This window comes from Pseudomonas sp. LB3P81, assembly GCF_054897965.1.
On the sequence record NZ_JBUBVG010000001.1, the window covers coordinates 1 to 15,329 of the forward strand.

Genomic DNA, 15,329 nt, shown 5'->3' on the forward strand with positions numbered 1-15,329 from the left:
ACCAAAAATTTGCGTAGAAGCGCGATTTTTGCTCCTGTCCTGACTGTCAAATCTGCTCGAAAACGTTTTTACACAGCCTCGGCCATAAACGGCCACTCACTCCATACGCGATAAATTTCCTCGAAGACTGCTCACTCCCGCCACTGATGGTAATGGCGCGAAAAACTGTGGCCATCCATCCGACGAAAGCGTGCACCTGTCCGGTTGTTTCCCCTCTACATCCGGCTCTGCAGATCAGTAAAAGCCCAACACGCAATAGTTCCGTCAACTACCAAAATAACCGACTAACGGTCATCCTCGCGGGCACAAAGCCTGCAATAACTCCCTCGACGAACACTTGACGTCAATCTACCGCCATACGGATTTCACAATCAGCAAGCCCAATTGACACAGGTCAATAGCGCGGGTTCGAGCGCAACTGTGGCCGCAACATTCCCCGCATATAGGATCCTTGACATGATCGACCTCTCCACCTGGAATTTAAGCATCCCTGAAGGCAGCCCACCGGCCACCATAGAAACGCCTCGACTGGTGCAAGGGTTCAAGGACCAGTATTTCAGTTCTGAAGCCGATATCCTTTCCTTCTGGGCACCTGTGACCGGTTCCAGGACGGCCAACGCTCTTTACCCGCGTAGCGAGTTGCGGGAAACCTATAGCGATGGAACGCTGCGCAACTGGCAGTATTCAGCGGCGGATAACACCCTGCGGGCGAGTCTGGCCGTCAATCAGGTACCCAGCACCGGCAAGATCGTGATTGGCCAGATCCACAACAAGGACAGCAACAGCCCCATGGTGAAGCTGGAATACCAGTACAAAACGTCGGGTTCGACTGGAAACATTGTCGCCAAGGTGCGCATGCGTCCCGACGATGAAGAGGGCCAGGTCATAACCATTGCGACGGGTGTGCCGCTCAACCGCAACTTTTCCTACCTGATCCACCTCAGCCCGAAGGGCGCGCTGGGCATCAGCGCAGCAGGATACAACTGGAGAACCACCATCGATCCGAGCTGGAAGACCCAACCCCTGTATTTCAAAGCGGGTGCGTATGTGCAGGACAACACCGGCTATCCCACCGAGGGCGGAAAAGTGACGTTCAGGGTGCTGGAGATCCAACACGAAATTTAGTCGCTTCTTTAGGTCACAACTGTTGGCACGCCGATCCGAAGGGTGAAGACTTTGGTGGATTTCCTCGCCGATCGGCTACCAAGTGCTTAGCTGCCAATAAACTCAACCGCTGCGGGAGGCAGATGCCCTCGAAGCCTTTCACAACCATTGCGTGCGCACAGTGGGGTACGCTGCTATCGCAGGCGGGTGTCAAAGGTGGCGGCACGCATCCTTACATCGGCGCGATCACGTTCAACCAGGGCCGTGGATGGAAGCGCCACTTCGGCATGCGCACCCGCTTCGTCAATTATCGCCCTTCTCAGGTCGCGGCCGCCGTACTCGTCGAGCCGGCAGGCTGGTTCGAATGATGGGCCGCGTCAATGCGATATCGCGATTTCGGCGATAACACTTCCGAGCTGATTTATACCTCAGCGCCGCACCCATCCAGTGATCCTTTCGATAGAGACAGATGTGCTGCATTTATGGAATACATGAACGCACTTTCTTGCGCCAGGTGCTGGTTTGAGTTAACTAACCTTAGGGGCGTCGATCGATTGCGCCATTTCGCGATGGGCAGCTATCGGCCATTTCCGGTCGCTCGTGACTGATCACAGTCGACCCGTTGCAGGCAGGCGGCCAGCTTAGAATGAATCTGCTCCCTTCCTCGCGGGTGGGGATTATCCATGTTGAGTCGGAGCAGATCCGGCTCATCACCCACCGTGAGAACCAAATCTTTTCTTGTGAGTAAAGTCTAGGTACCGAGCAGCAAGCCGCCTGTACAGTGACAGCACAGAACAAGGCAATTACAATTTGATTAACATCCAGCGACTTGAGCGATTGAATACCCCATGGAAAGCAAGACTGCGCGCCTCACTGTGCTCATTGATCCCGTCAAGAAAAAAGCTTTTGAGGAACTCTGTGCAGCACAAGACCTGACGTCTTCGCAGGTTGTCCGCCAACTGATTCGTGACTACCTGGACACTCACGGCGCCAGCTATTCGACCAAGAGCAAGCATGCCGCCAGTACCAAGTCATAACCCAACACTGGCAGTTAGTCTCTAGAGGGTCGACGTACCCTCTACGTGACTGACAGCTTTAGCCAACGCGGTGTTGAAGTCGGCGTGGTAATGCTCCGGGCCAATTTCTTGCAGGATACCCACCCTATCGAGCTTGTTGAGCACCTTCGTGTTCGCTTCGCAGAGTTTCACCACGATATTCCGGCTATGCAGCTGCTGAATGACCTCCTCCAACACTTGCAAGCCCGTGATATCCATAAACGGTACGCGCTTCAGACGGATAATCAACAGACGTGGGTCGGTATGGGTCTGTGCTAACACACGCTCGAAGGTCTCAGCCGCACCAAAGAACAGTGGCCCTTCAATCGTATAAATCAGTATCCCTGGCGGTAAGTGAGCATGGCCATTGGCCCTCAACTCTTCTTCAAGTTCGTGCTCGACTATCTGCTGCACCGCCACAGATGAGGCCATGCGGCGCATGAAGTGCAGCATTGCGAGAATGACACCGATATTCACGGCGATCACCAAGTCACTGAACACTGTGAGGCTGAAGGTGATGAGCAGGATAGACACGTCTGCTCGTGGGGCTCGCTGGACCATGCGCTTGAAGTGTTTCAACTCGCTCATGTTGTACGCGACCACGAAAAGAATGGCGGCCAGGGCGCACAGTGGGATGTTTGAGGCTAGTGGTGCCAGAAACAGAATAATAAGCACCAAGGTGACCGCGTGCGTAATGCCGGCCAGCGGGCTTGTGCCGCCGTTACGGATATTGGTTGCAGTACGGGCAATGGCTCCGGTGGCTGCGAAGCCCCCAAACAACGGCGTGACCAGATTAGCCACCCCCTGACCGATCAGTTCCTGATTGGAATCATGCTTAGTGCCCGCCATGCCATCGGCAACCATTGCGGACAGCAGCGATTCGATTGCTCCAAGCATGGCGATAGTGAAAGCCGGACCAATCAAATCGATGACGCGAGACAGCGTGATTTCAGGCAGGCTAAACGCTGGAAGACCTTGAGGTATGCCACCAAATGCGCTGCCAATCGTGGCTACCCCCTCGAAATGAAAGGTTGACTGTATCGCCGTAGCTACCGCCATTGCGACTAGCGGGCCAGGCACCCGTTTGAGACCGGGAATTTTGGAGGCGGTGATTACCAAGAAAAGACTGAGTGCAGCCAGCAGGGTGGTGGCCATATGAAGATCCGGGAGCGCCTGTAGCAAATGCCAGAGCTTTTCATGGAAGTGCTCTCCACTGATCGTCGGTAAACCGAAAAAGTCTTTCCACTGTCCGACCCAGATGATCACGCCGATACCAGCGGTGAATCCGACGATCACCGGATCGGGGATAAACTTAATGATTGCACCGAGCCGGGCAATACCCAGCAATAACAACATGGCACCCGCCATCATCGTAGCGATTTGCAGACCGTCAACGCCATGCTTGGCCGTGACTCCCGCCAGAATCACTATGAACGCACCTGTCGGCCCGGCAATCTGCAAGCGGCTTCCCCCAAAGAGTGAAACCAGCAGGCCGCCGATGATTGCGGTGTAGATGCCTTGCTCAGGCTTGACGCCAGATGCAATGGCAAAAGCCATTGCCAGGGGGAGCGCCACGACCCCGACTATCACACCAGACACCATATTGCTGAGCCAGTGCTCTCGACCCAACAGTCCCGCTTTCCATGCCTCACCTATCGCAATCATGGCTAGCTCCTTAATGGGTGTATGTGCATAATATTAACATGCAGTGATAATTGAAAAGCCTTTGATCCACTGCGTCGTGCGGCTGGAGATGTTTATAGTGAAGACTCGCATGGGGCTGAACGGGCGCGCACTGCAAATAGAAAATTTCGAGAGCGCGTGTAGCGTGGTGACTGACATGAATCGTAAAGCTGTGAAAAGCAAACATGCCGAAGGCGTGACCTTTGACACCCATGTGATCGCAAACCCGACCAACCCCAAGGAGTGGATTGTGTTCTTCAAGAAGGACGCCGGGAGAAGTTACTTCTTGGTTGATGACAACGAGGAGGTCGAGTCTTTCGGGCATCTGGATGACTTGATCGCCGAACTTCGAGACTTGGGACTCAAGACCGCTGAAATCCATTTTTAACCCTTGGATCACACCCTGGAGACATGATCATGTCAGTGAAGGTCGAGTATCTATCCAGTCAAAGCGAAGCTCTTTGGTCTGTATGTTTTGGCATCCGACGAGTGCAGTTTCGGCATGAAAAAAGTGCTCAGGACTATGCTGCCAAGCTCAAGGAGAGAATCGAGGCTCCGCATGTTTACCCTCGACGTGGTCAGCCAGCGAAAATTCATAGTTTATAGGTACAGGCGAGGTCGAACCTCACCCAGCATGTCTATCTGCTTGTTCTACAAAGGATCCGGTTGAACTTGGGACCTTCGGTAAAAAGGCCGAGCAGCCCAATCGCCAGTCTTGATATCTGTAACAGATAGGCGTGTTACTACAAGGGAGTGACTGTTTTTGGCCGGTTGATGCCTGATATGACAGGCAGCTTTGGGTCCAGGCTGTGTGAAAACGTTTTGAAGTAGGTTTGACAGTCAGGACTGCAACGAAAATCGCGTTCCTACTCAAATTTACGGCCTGCTGATTAACCAAACGCTGGCAGATTTTACGTAGCAACGCAGACTTCAAAATGGCGCATGCGTTTTCACACAGCCTGGGTCTATAGCGGTTAATTCCAGCGTTAATCCACAACGAACAACCTGGCACCGTACTGCTGAAAGATCGATGCCCCTCAGCGTTGCTGCCCACCTGATAGCTCATCCCCGCGGTGAGTGTGAACTGACGACCATCCTCCAACTCCGTGTGCAACTCGCCTTCCAGGCACAACAGGATATGACCTCTCCAGCACCAGTGATCGGCCAGATAGCCAGGACTGTATTCAACCATCCGCACACCCGTCGAACCAAACTGGCAGGATCGCCAATAGGCGGTACCCGTCTGTCCAACATACTCGACAGGTTCGACAGTCGACCAATCGGTCGTACCAAAGGGAACAGCGGTTAGGTCCATGGTTGCCTCATCAATGAAAGGATGTCTGTGGACCGTACCCATCCAGTGATCCTTTCGATAGACACAGATGCCCCGCATTTATGAAATACAGGCGCCCACTCAAGCGTGAAAGCCATAGGAAGCTCTCGGCCCATAGTTGCCTGTCGGCTTTGCCTAAGAAATTACAGGCGCTCCACTTGTTGTAGCTGGGCCTGATTGTATGGTTTGGAGGTGCCTACGAAACCCGGGGCGATTCAAAACAGCGCGATCGCACCGGTATGCAACGAAGTAATGATCCCGTGGATCTGCTGGGTCGAAGTCCGTGTACGCTGCGCCAGAGGGCGAACTTCGTCGGCGACCACGGCAAAGCCTCGCCCCTGCTACCCCGCCCGAGCCGCTTCGATGGCGGCGTTGAGCGCCAGCAGGTTGGTCTGCTCGGCAACCCAATCGCAGGGCGCCCGCGGGTGGCTGGTTGACGGTGCTCGGTGTGCCAAGGGGGCGGTTGGTTATTTTTTTAGCGTCGCCTTAAGCAAATACAATAGCGTATATGAACATTCACTTGTTATTTCAAATTTATCCAAGGGTGACAAATTTTTTGGGGCGAGAGTTTTGCGCCAGACTATAATAAAAAGGTTAAATACGCGCTGGTGAGTGCTTGGGGGTGGAGGGATTAGAAGTTATGGAAATTGATATGTGTGGCTATCCTCGGAGTGGGTGGTTAATAATATTTTCTCTGTGATAGTTTGGTGTAGTTGAGGATTTGAGATGAACGCTTTGTTGAAAGAACTGCACATATATCATCATGAGGTGGCTATCAAAATTACTCAGATTAAAGGATTGCTGGGGAGGGTGAGGCATGAATCCGCTGGTGCCGATGACGGCAAGCTGTTGTTTAAGCTACTGGAAGCCTTGCATGGTGATGCAGAGCGACACCACCATGAAAATGAAGAGCTTATTCGGCGGGCCTTGCTAGCGACTGAAGCACCGATCCACCAACGGGTCAAGGATATCGAGCGAGATCATCAAGCATTTGAGCGCATTGCTGGACAGCTCAAGATGTTGGAGGACTCAACTCAGGAGGCGAGAGTAATCGCTGACACTATCGATGACTTCATCAAGAAATACTACGACCATATGGATGCTGAGGAGAATATTTTCTTTCCGGTGGCAGATAAGTGGTTATCAGAAATCCAGTGGCAGGAAATAAAGCGTCAGTGGCATTAATCGGAACTTTAACCGCCTTACTTCAAGATTAGGCTGCTATTTAATACTCTTTCTCACAAATTTATTACGTGGATGCCAGATCACACACCACTGGCTTGTAGGATTACTTATAGAATTACAAATGAGATGAATTGTGAGCCTTACACCCGCACATTCGCCAGGCGTGGAATAAGCGTTGCTGCTAATCGCACTATTTCGATCATAGATCTCTAGCCGCCTACGACGAATCTGGCCACGGGGTTAGTGGGGGGGCTGCGGGTGATGATGCAAATTTCTAATGGCCATGCTTTTAGGCAGTTCAGCCGCCCCTGGTTTCGTTGGCTGATCTGAGGGCGCACACGACTCAACAGGTGCAGCGGTCCACCGGCAACTTGAGTCGACTTCAGTTAGTCGCGACAGGCAGAAAACGGCCAAAAGCAATGGGATGGACTCCTCCTCACTTCGGCATCTTGAGTGCCAGACTGAAGGTGCGAACCACAGTCAACAGTGAGAAGGAGTCCACACATGAAGCTTATGCGCATTGGGGTCGACCTGGCCAAGAACGTATTTCAGATCCACGGTGTGGATCGCCATGAGAAGCCGGTCTGGCGGCAGCGTCTGTCTCGTGATCAATGGCTTCAAACGGTGCTGGAGAAGATCGAACCTGGTTGTGAGATCGGCATGGAGAGTTGCGGTGGCGCCCATCATTGGGCGCGGCAACTCGAAGCTCGCGGATTTCGAGTCAAGCTGATCGCACCCCAGTTCGTTAAACCTTATGTCAAAAGCAACAAGAACGACGTGAACGATGCCGAGGCGATCTGTGAGGCGATGAGCCGTCCCACCATGCGATTCGTCGCCATCAAGACGATCGAACAACAGGATATCCAGGCGACGCATCGCATCCGGGCCGGCTTAATCGAACAGCGGACGGCCAAAGCCAATCAAATCCGTGGGCTGGTTGCCGAGTACGGCCTCGTTGCACCGAAGGAATTACTGATGCTGCGTCGTGCGATACCGTGCTGGCTAGAAGATGCAGATAACGGTTTGACGGCTCGCTTTCGTTGTCTGCTGGATGGTTTGTGGGGCGACCTTCGTGCGCTGGATGAACGCGTATGCAAACTCGACGGCGAGATCACTGCGATCGCGACAAGCGAGCCCTCCGCCGTCCGTCTTCAACAGCTGCGCGGCGTCGGCCCAATGATCGCCACAGCGCTCGTCGTCGCTCTCGGTGATACCCGTCAGTTTGCCAATGGCCGACAGTTTGCCGCCTCGCTGGGACTGACACCGAGGCAACACAGTTCTGGTGGTAAGGATCGATTGCTCGGTATCAGCAAGCGCGGTGATGCGTATCTGCGAACATTGATGGTGCATGGCGCGCGCTCGGCGCTACGCACAGCCAAATCCAAAGAGGATCGACTCAGCCAGTGGGCCGTTCGTTTAGCCGAGCGATCACATCCCAATGTGGCCGCTATTGCGCTGGCCAACAAAACTGCACGCATGGCTTGGGCGATGCTGCGTCACGGCACTGATTACCAACCGGATCAGGCAGCGGCCTGATCTATTTACCCGACGTGTTCCACGAGAGAAACAACTCTTAACCACGATTGCAAAGCAACCTGAACGATGGCAAACCGGTCGAACCGGCGTCGGCAAAACCCTCTAATGTCTAAGTGCGAAAAGCACGAAAAAGCAATCGGGAGCTGACGCGCGAATAGCCCATCATGGCCCTGCATCGAAACGATGCTGTATTTAGAGGCCGAATATACGTGTGCAGTCGGCGCGGGAGCCAAAGCAAAGGGGCTTGCAATGAGGAGGAGTCCATATACAGTCGTTTGGGAGGGGATAATAAATCTGTCCCCTTTTCCCTTTGGGAGTGTCCTTACGTTGGGGACGCGAAGCTATCAGGCCGTTGAAAAACTATCTGCGTTGGCAATACTGCGTTAAAGACGGCCTCAAAATGCTCATTTACAGCTAGTAAACTCCGCTTTTTCGGCCGTTTTTGCTTTGTCTTGCCTGCCTCGCCTACGTTTTTCAACGGCCTGCTAGCGGGCTTGCACGACCTTGGGCAAGCCCATTAGCAGGCATCAGCGATCAATTCCGCTCGGATTGCAGCAGGCGTGGCTTGAACATGCCGTTGGCGATCATCGGCGCGGGCTCTTCATCGCCGTGCTGCTGGCAGAGGAATTCGCGTATCGCTTCGGCGGTTCGCCTGGCGCTGGTCACCACGAAAAAATGCCCCTCGCCCTGCAGGACGTGCAGTTCGGCATGGCGAATGGTGCGGCGCAGGATTTGCGCGTTGTACAGCCGCACCAGGGTGTCGCGTTCGCCGGTGAGGATCAGCGTGCGCTGGCGCAGACGGAACAGCCGCAGCAGGCTGGTCCAACCGACCAAGGCGGTGAGTTGGTGGTAATAGGTTCGCGGGTTGACCGTGAGCATGCCGTTCACCACACCGAAGCGCAGCAGCGTCTGTATCGAATTACGCGAGCCTTCTTGCTTGGGCAGTTTGGCGCTTTTGCTCCTGCCAAAAAAATCCAGGATGTCGGCGGGCTTCACCAGCATCGCCGGGCCGGCCGAGGTCGCCGCGAGGATCAGCCGGCGCACCATGCTCGGGTAACGCAGGGCGAATTCTTGCGCCAACGCACCGCCCCAACTCACGCCGAACACATCGACCTGCTCGATTCCCAATTGCTGGAGCATCTCGGCGATCAGGTCGGCATGGCTTGGCAGACGCATCGGCCAGCGGGGCATTTGCGATTTGCCGACCCCGGGCACGTCCAACGTAATGGTCCTGTAGTCCACCAGTTCATCGCGCAGGGGATCGAAGGTACGGATCAAACCACCCAGGCCGTTGAGCAGGAGCAGCGGTGAGCCTTGGCCGCGGATTGAAACGTTCAACTGCAAGTCTTTAATGGTTAATTTGCGCGTTGTCATGGTTTCCCCTTTGCCTACCCGCTGTTAAGACAGCGTCTGGCGTTTGCGTTGCAAAAAAGGGTGACATTTGTTGGCATGGCTCTGCGAATCATCGAGATATCGTCGATTGGCTCCGCGCGCCGGTTTTGCTCGGCAGATTAGGCACTACCGGGCGGGATCTGGGCTGAGAGTTGGAGCGGCTACGAGGTTGAGGTTGTTTGCTCATTGTTCGCCTCCTGATTTTCATAAATCGCGATACGGCCTCCTGATCAAGCTTAGCTGCTTGGCGTAATGGGCTGCATCGTTCGGCACTTGGGGAATGTGCTACATCCCCAAAACTGTTGACCGATCCTGGGACCGCTTTTGAATGTACGCACGACCAGTGCACTGCCACAGCGCGGGCATTGGCGTGAGGCTGATGGATCGTTGCGCTGTTTCAGACGTTGCACATGCTCACGCCGGGTAGCGAGCGTCGGCGTCAGGCGACCTGCTTGCAGGGCATGAAACATGGCCGTCACCTGTGCATCACTGAACACCGTGTGCTGAAAAGACTTGATGTATTGGACCCAGCCAATGCCTCGGGTGACATTAACCGGCATCCTGGTCTTGAAGGTGCTTGCGCCGACAAAGACGATGACCGAATGCACATATTCTGGGCCGATACCCAGCACGGCCTGCAGTGCCTTCAAGTGCTTGTAGTTCTGGTGAGTCGGGTTCTGGAACTTAAAGCGCTTCTTGTAGATCTGTTGCGTCCACTGAGCCTGCTTTTCACCGCCGAAGATCCAGCCGCTCATGTTCTTGGTCTCCAGCACAAAGATGCCGAAGGGCGAAACAAACACATGGTCGATCTGCGTGGTGCCGTCCGGGGTGATCAGCGTCACGTCATGCAGGCGGCGATAAACCTGACGGTCCAATTGAAAGTGCGCGAGGAACCGTACTAGCTGTTCACCGAACCAGCCTTTGAACAGGCGTGTTTGCAGCAGCGCCAACACCAGCACCAGTGGTGGTAGCCAAATCAGGGCGTTGAGTAAGGGGGGCGGGATAACGGAAGTGTTCACATGGCAGTCCTTTGCAGTGAAAGGTGGGTTTCGTCGTGTTGTCTGATGCTACGTTCCAGTAAAGCATTTCGGAGCACAAACAAAACGGGCGCCTGACAAGGCGCCCGTTTTCATTTACTCCGCCGCCTGCGCCCGCAAGCGTCGGCCGATCACATCCATCAAGTCACACCCATCGCGTAATGGAATGGCCAGCAGTTTGGAAAAGTCCGACAGCACCACCGTGTCGCAACCGAGTTCGGCGCGGAAGGCGATGTTTTCCAGCACCTGCGTGCCCGTGCGGATGCGGTAGTCGGCCATGGCTTGCAGGACGTCGAGTGGAGCTTGGGTGTCGATGAGCAGGGAGTTGGTGTCCGGTTTTGTAGGGGCAAATCCAGCCAGTTTTGAACGCGCCCGGTGAATGGCGTGAGTACGCGGGGGCTCAGGACTGGGGCGCGCGATAGACGCACTTTTATAAAGCCCATGCTTAACAATTTGCACCAGTTGGAGGCATCGTAATGAACGTTCGCCTTCAGCGTCTTGACTGGTTGTGTTGGTCATCGCTTCTTCGGAGGAAACGGGCTAACCCCGACCTGCACTCGCTTAAGCCGCAGTCGCCGCGACAATCCTCAATAAATTAAGACGCACTTCGCGATTTGATGGCACAAAGCCTGCATCGCTGGCATCAGGCCCACCTGAAACGCATTTGTGTGGACAGCTTCCTCGGTCAATGATGATCGATTGGCCGAACCGGTCGGGGGGCAACAGGGGTATCAGGCGAAGTAGGCAGGTCGCGCACCGCGAATGAACAGGCAAAGACGCCTGAAACCGAGAAGGTTTCAGGCGTTTTTTTGCTTTATGAACGCGTTAGTGGCAACCACCGGCCGGCTGCTGTGCTGCACGTTGGGCAGGTATTAATCGAGGAATATTGAGTATGGTCAAGTTAAGCACAGCACAACGCATCGTCATCGGCTTTTTAATTGCGCCGTTGGCACTGATGGGCATGGCGTTTTACGCATTGCACGATCTGGCAACGCTCAAGGAACAGTCGGTGATTATCGTCAAACAGGACTGGCCGAAGATCGAGCCGATCATGGTCATTGCCACCGGTGTACGGGACAACGCCAGGAATACCCGAGATTTGCTGATCGAAAAAAATAATCAGCAAGTGCAGCAATCCATTGACACCACCAAAAAACGAATCACCCAGGCGCTCGAAACGCTTGAGCCATTGTTCAATCTGCCAGAAGGCAAAGTCGCTTACGCCACCCTGAAAAGGCATCGCGAGGCCTACGTTGCTGCGTTCACCCAAGTGCAGGTATTGATCCGGCAGGGGGATTTCGATGAAGCCATGGCACAGCTGAAACAAAAGGTTATCCCGGCAGAACACGAGGTCTATAGAAGCCTGGATGAGTTGATGGCTCTGCAAGGAAGGATATTTGCCGACCGCGAACTGTCGGCACAGGAACTGTACAACGATGCCCGGCGCAACATGTTCGGCTTTTTTTTGTTCTGCCTGGCGCTCGTCATTGCCGCCGCGTTCATCGTAACGCGTAGCGTTACCCGACATTTGGGTGGAGAGCCGGATGATGCGGCACGGGTCTTGAGCCAAATCGCGCAGGGCGATCTGACGATTCAAGTGCCGCTGAATGCAAGTGCCGACGGCAGCGTGATGATGAACATGCACCAGATGCAGCAAAGCTTGAACGCGATGCTCAAGCACATCGCAGCATCGGTCGATCAGGTGGCCAGTTCGTCCGAAGAACTGAGCGCGGTCAGCAGCCAGACCAGCAGCAGTTTGCAATTGCAAGGGCTGGAGATCGAACAGGCTGCGGCGGCGGTCAATCAAATGACGGCGGCCGTCGACGAAGTCGCACGCAATGCGGTCAGCACCAGCGAAGCGTCCCGGGTGTCCGAGCAAACCGCGCAACGCGGTCGTGAGCAAGTTCAGGAAACGGTGGTTTCGATAGGGACGCTGGCGGACGGCATGACGGACACCTCGCAGCGTATCCAGCAACTGGCCGAGCGTGTGCAGGATATCAGTACTGTGCTGGATGTCATTCGCAGCATCGCCGAGCAAACCAATTTGCTGGCCCTGAACGCGGCGATTGAAGCGGCCCGTGCCGGTGATGCCGGACGTGGTTTTGCGGTGGTCGCCGATGAGGTGCGGGCGCTGGCCCATCGAACTCAGGTGTCGACCCGGGAAATCGAGCAGATGGTTGGCAACATTCGGCTGGATACCGGGCACGCGGTGACCGCTATGCAAAGCAGTGGTCAGCTGGTGCAGACGACTCTGGAAGTCGCGCAACGCTCCGGCGAAGCACTGGAAGAGATCACCCGGTCGATCTCACAGATCAACGAGCGCAACATGATGATCGCCAGTGCCACGGAGGAGCAGGCATTGGTGGCGCGTGAGGTGGATCGCAATCTGATGGGCATTCGTAACCTGTCCGAGCAAGTCTTGCTGGGTGCCCGGCATACCGACACCGCCGGTCTGGAGCTGGCACAGATGGCAGGCGCGCTGCACCAAACTGTGGGGCGTTTCAAAATCTAAACACGTTGCTGCTACGCCTCGCGATGAACCTCCATGGCACTACAAGGCACGCCGGGACCGTCGACTTCCAACTGACATTCCTTTGTGTGGCAGTGATTGCAGGAATTGCATTGCTGGACAACCTGCGACTGCCGCCACAGGCAGGTGAGTCGGTGTTGCAGCGTAAGTGAGTCGAGGTTCGGAAAACGCCTTCGGGGACGCGCGGTTCTCAGCTTGTCAATCAGTCAGTCAGAAAGGTGGGCTAGGTCCGCTATTGGCGAAAGCGGACAAAATGTATGCCGCAGAATAAAAATGTCAGATTCTTTATCGTCGGCCAAAAAAGACGGGCGCCTTCGGCGCCCGTTTTCATTTATTTTTCCGTCTGCGCCCGCAAGCGCCTACCAATCACATCCATCAAATCGCAGCCATCGCGCAACGGGATGGCTAACAGTTGCGAAAAATCCTTCAGGACTACCGTGTCGCAGCCAAGCTCGGCGCGAAAGGCGATATTTTCCAACACCTGGGTAACCGCCCGAATCCGGTAATCAGCCGCAGCTTGCAAAACGTCTAGTGGAGCTTGGGTGTCGATCAGCAGGGAAGCCGGAATCAGGTCAATTCCAGTGAGGGGCATGTATCTTTCCATAGGTAAAACTCCGATCAAGGCAAAAGTTAAAGTAAAGCGCTTTTGAATCTCGATCGATCAGGTCGCCAAACCCGAATCGCCTTTCTGGGCGACGGGACCGACTATAAGCCTCATCAGAACAGCGGGGAAGGTGACGCATTCCGAGGTTTGTGTAGGAATTTTTATGCCGTCCTAGGACCAATAATCAACGTTGCTGAATGGATCGAAACAGCGCCGAAACATTCATCCAACGTTGTTCATCGCCGCTAACGCTATCCTCTAGAATCCCAACCCCGCATTCGAGCTGGACGCCCACCCAATGCAAACCCGGACCACCCAACACCCCCTCTGGAAAACCTACCTCCTTTTCCTAGCCCCCATGGTCCTCTCCAACTTCCTCCAATCCATGTCGGGCACCGTCAACAGCATCTACATCGGCCAAATGCTCGGCACTCAAGCCCTGGCCGCCGTCTCCGGCATGTTCCCCATCGTCTTCTTCTTCATTGCCCTGGTCATCGGCCTCGGCGCGGGTGCGGGCGTGCTCATTGGCCAAGCCTGGGGCGCACGTGAACCGCATCTGGTGAAAACCATCGCCGCGACCACGTTGCTGTTGGGCGCAATCATCGGGCTGGTCGCCGCCGTGTTGGGCAGTGTGTTCGCACGACCGGCCCTGCAGGGTTTGGGCACGCCGGCCGACGTGCTGGACGACGCCGTCTCCTACGCCCAAGTGATGATGTGGATCATGCCGTCACTTCTGGTCTACGTGCTGTTCACCCAGCTGCTGCGCGGGGTGAGCGATACGGTGTCGCCGCTGGTGGCGTTGGTGGTGTCGACGTGTATCGGGTTGGCGCTGACGCCGGCGTTGATTCGGGGGTGGTTCGGGTTGCCGATGTTGGGGATTCAGAGTGCGGCGTATGCGGGGTTGGTGGGGAACCTGGCGGCGATGGGGTGGTTGGCGTGGCGGTTGATTCGGCGGGGGCATCCGTTGGCGCCGGATCGGGAGATGTTTGCGGCGATGCGGCTTGATCGGGTGATTCTAGGCAAAGTGTTGCGCATCGGATTGCCGACCGGGTTGCAGATGGTGGTGTTGTCGGTGTCGGAGCTGGTGATTCTGGCGTTGGTGAATCAGCACGGTTCGCAGGCGACGGCGGCGTATGGGGCGGTGACGCAGATCGTCAATTACGTGCAGTTTCCGGCGTTGTCGATTGCGATTACGGCGTCGATTCTTGGGGCTCAAGCGATTGGGGCAGGGCGCATCGAGCGCATCGGGCCGATTCTGCGCACGGGGTTGTTGATCAATGTGTGCTTGACCGGTGGGTTGGTGGTGCTGGGTTACGTGTTGTCGCACTGGTTGCTGGGGTTGTTTCTTACGGACGATTCGACTCGGGCGAAGGCCGAGTATCTGTTGCACATCATGCTGTGGAGCCTGTTGGTATTTGGTTTTCAGGCGATCATCGGCGGGATCATGCGCGCCAGCGGCACGGTTTTGGTGCCGATGGCGATTTCGATTGTGTGCGTGCTTGGGGTGCAGTTGCCGATGGCGTATGTGCTGGACGGGCAGTTCGGGTTGCAGGGTGTGTGGATGGCGTTTCCGGTGGCGTACCTGGGGATGCTGGTGTTGCAGACGGCGTATTACAAGATGGTTTGGCAGCATCAGAAAATCGAGCGGTTGGTGTAAATTGGATCCCTGTGTTTCAATCATGAAACATAATAAGTATGACTGTATTAGTGCTGAGTGCGAGCTGGGCGCTATTGCACTTTTCGTTAGTGACACAACAACTAATGGATCCAATAGAAGGATCTTAAGCCTCATGTAATTCACCAGGCCAGTTATTACGCGGCTTTTGGAGAAGTTGGAGATTCCTCATCGAGGTGAGTTGCATCTTCCGAA

The 15,329-nt window shown here is 55.1% G+C and carries 12 protein-coding genes and 3 pseudogenes; 8 read left to right on the forward strand and 7 right to left on the reverse strand.

Annotated features, from left to right (window positions below):
* Positions 1-456: 456 nt before the first annotated feature.
* The 3 genes and pseudogenes from ACYZTL_RS00005 to ACYZTL_RS00015 all read left to right on the forward strand — a co-directional run bounded on the left by ACYZTL_RS00005 (position 457) and on the right by ACYZTL_RS00015 (position 2,141).
* Entirely contained in the window at positions 457-1,125 is a 669-nt protein-coding gene (locus tag ACYZTL_RS00005) for a polysaccharide lyase family 7 protein (protein ID WP_461950012.1), read from the forward strand.
* Between the two features lie 109 nt (positions 1,126-1,234).
* Positions 1,235-1,532: pseudogene (locus tag ACYZTL_RS00010) on the forward strand (hypothetical protein); the annotation flags it as partial.
* Positions 1,533-1,952: 420 nt separating this feature from the next.
* Positions 1,953-2,141 carry a ribbon-helix-helix protein, CopG family gene (locus tag ACYZTL_RS00015; RefSeq protein ID WP_095077032.1) on the forward strand — a complete coding sequence of 63 codons (189 nt, stop codon included), beginning with the start codon at positions 1,953-1,955 and terminating at the stop codon, positions 2,139-2,141.
* 21 nt (positions 2,142-2,162) lie between these two features.
* On the opposite strand, the gene ACYZTL_RS00020 is transcribed toward ACYZTL_RS00015, so the two are convergent.
* Positions 2,163-3,824 carry a SulP family inorganic anion transporter gene (locus tag ACYZTL_RS00020; protein ID WP_461950013.1) on the reverse strand — a complete coding sequence of 554 codons (1,662 nt, stop codon included), beginning with the start codon at positions 3,822-3,824 and terminating at the stop codon, positions 2,163-2,165.
* 175 nt (positions 3,825-3,999) lie between these two features.
* On the opposite strand from ACYZTL_RS00020, the gene ACYZTL_RS00025 reads away from it, so the two are divergent.
* Positions 4,000-4,230, forward strand: coding sequence for a hypothetical protein (locus ACYZTL_RS00025; RefSeq protein ID WP_032828974.1), 231 nt, complete (start codon positions 4,000-4,002; stop codon positions 4,228-4,230).
* 598 nt (positions 4,231-4,828) lie between these two features.
* Here ACYZTL_RS00025 and ACYZTL_RS00030 read toward each other — a convergent pair.
* Positions 4,829-5,157: pseudogene (locus ACYZTL_RS00030) on the reverse strand (DHCW motif cupin fold protein).
* 248 nt (positions 5,158-5,405) lie between these two features.
* Positions 5,406-5,579, reverse strand: a pseudogene (locus ACYZTL_RS00035) (methyl-accepting chemotaxis protein); the annotation flags it as partial.
* Positions 5,580-5,901: 322 nt separating this feature from the next.
* Between ACYZTL_RS00035 and ACYZTL_RS00040 the strand changes: the two are divergent.
* Entirely contained in the window at positions 5,902-6,360 is a 459-nt protein-coding gene (locus ACYZTL_RS00040; protein ID WP_461950014.1) for a hemerythrin domain-containing protein, read from the forward strand.
* 504 nt (positions 6,361-6,864) lie between these two features.
* On the forward strand, positions 6,865-7,896 hold the full coding sequence (locus tag ACYZTL_RS00045) for an IS110 family RNA-guided transposase (protein WP_461950015.1): 1,032 nt from the start codon (positions 6,865-6,867) through the stop codon (positions 7,894-7,896).
* A 534-nt stretch (positions 7,897-8,430) separates the two neighbouring features.
* Here ACYZTL_RS00045 and ACYZTL_RS00050 read toward each other — a convergent pair.
* From ACYZTL_RS00050 to ACYZTL_RS00060, 3 genes are all read right to left on the reverse strand, one after another.
* Positions 8,431-9,270: an alpha/beta fold hydrolase gene (locus tag ACYZTL_RS00050; protein WP_461950016.1), complete on the reverse strand. Its 840-nt coding sequence runs from the start codon at positions 9,268-9,270 to the stop codon at positions 8,431-8,433.
* 254 nt (positions 9,271-9,524) lie between these two features.
* Complete coding sequence (locus ACYZTL_RS00055) at positions 9,525-10,268, reverse strand: nuclease-related domain-containing protein (protein WP_461954223.1); 744 nt, start codon at positions 10,266-10,268, stop codon at positions 9,525-9,527.
* A gap of 153 nt (positions 10,269-10,421) precedes the next feature.
* Entirely contained in the window at positions 10,422-10,685 is a 264-nt protein-coding gene (locus ACYZTL_RS00060) for a hypothetical protein (RefSeq protein WP_461954224.1), read from the reverse strand.
* Between the two features lie 532 nt (positions 10,686-11,217).
* On the opposite strand from ACYZTL_RS00060, the gene ACYZTL_RS00065 reads away from it, so the two are divergent.
* Complete coding sequence (locus ACYZTL_RS00065; protein WP_461950017.1) at positions 11,218-12,837, forward strand: methyl-accepting chemotaxis protein; 1,620 nt, start codon at positions 11,218-11,220, stop codon at positions 12,835-12,837.
* 349 nt (positions 12,838-13,186) lie between these two features.
* Here the strand turns inward: ACYZTL_RS00065 and ACYZTL_RS00070 are convergent, their stop codons facing one another.
* Positions 13,187-13,459, reverse strand: coding sequence for a hypothetical protein (locus tag ACYZTL_RS00070; protein WP_461950018.1), 273 nt, complete (start codon positions 13,457-13,459; stop codon positions 13,187-13,189).
* A 298-nt stretch (positions 13,460-13,757) separates the two neighbouring features.
* On the opposite strand from ACYZTL_RS00070, the gene ACYZTL_RS00075 reads away from it, so the two are divergent.
* The gene (locus ACYZTL_RS00075) at positions 13,758-15,116 is read left to right on the forward strand and encodes an MATE family efflux transporter (RefSeq protein WP_461950019.1); all 1,359 of its coding nucleotides are present in this window, start codon (positions 13,758-13,760) and stop codon (positions 15,114-15,116) included.
* Positions 15,117-15,329: the final 213 nt, after the last annotated feature.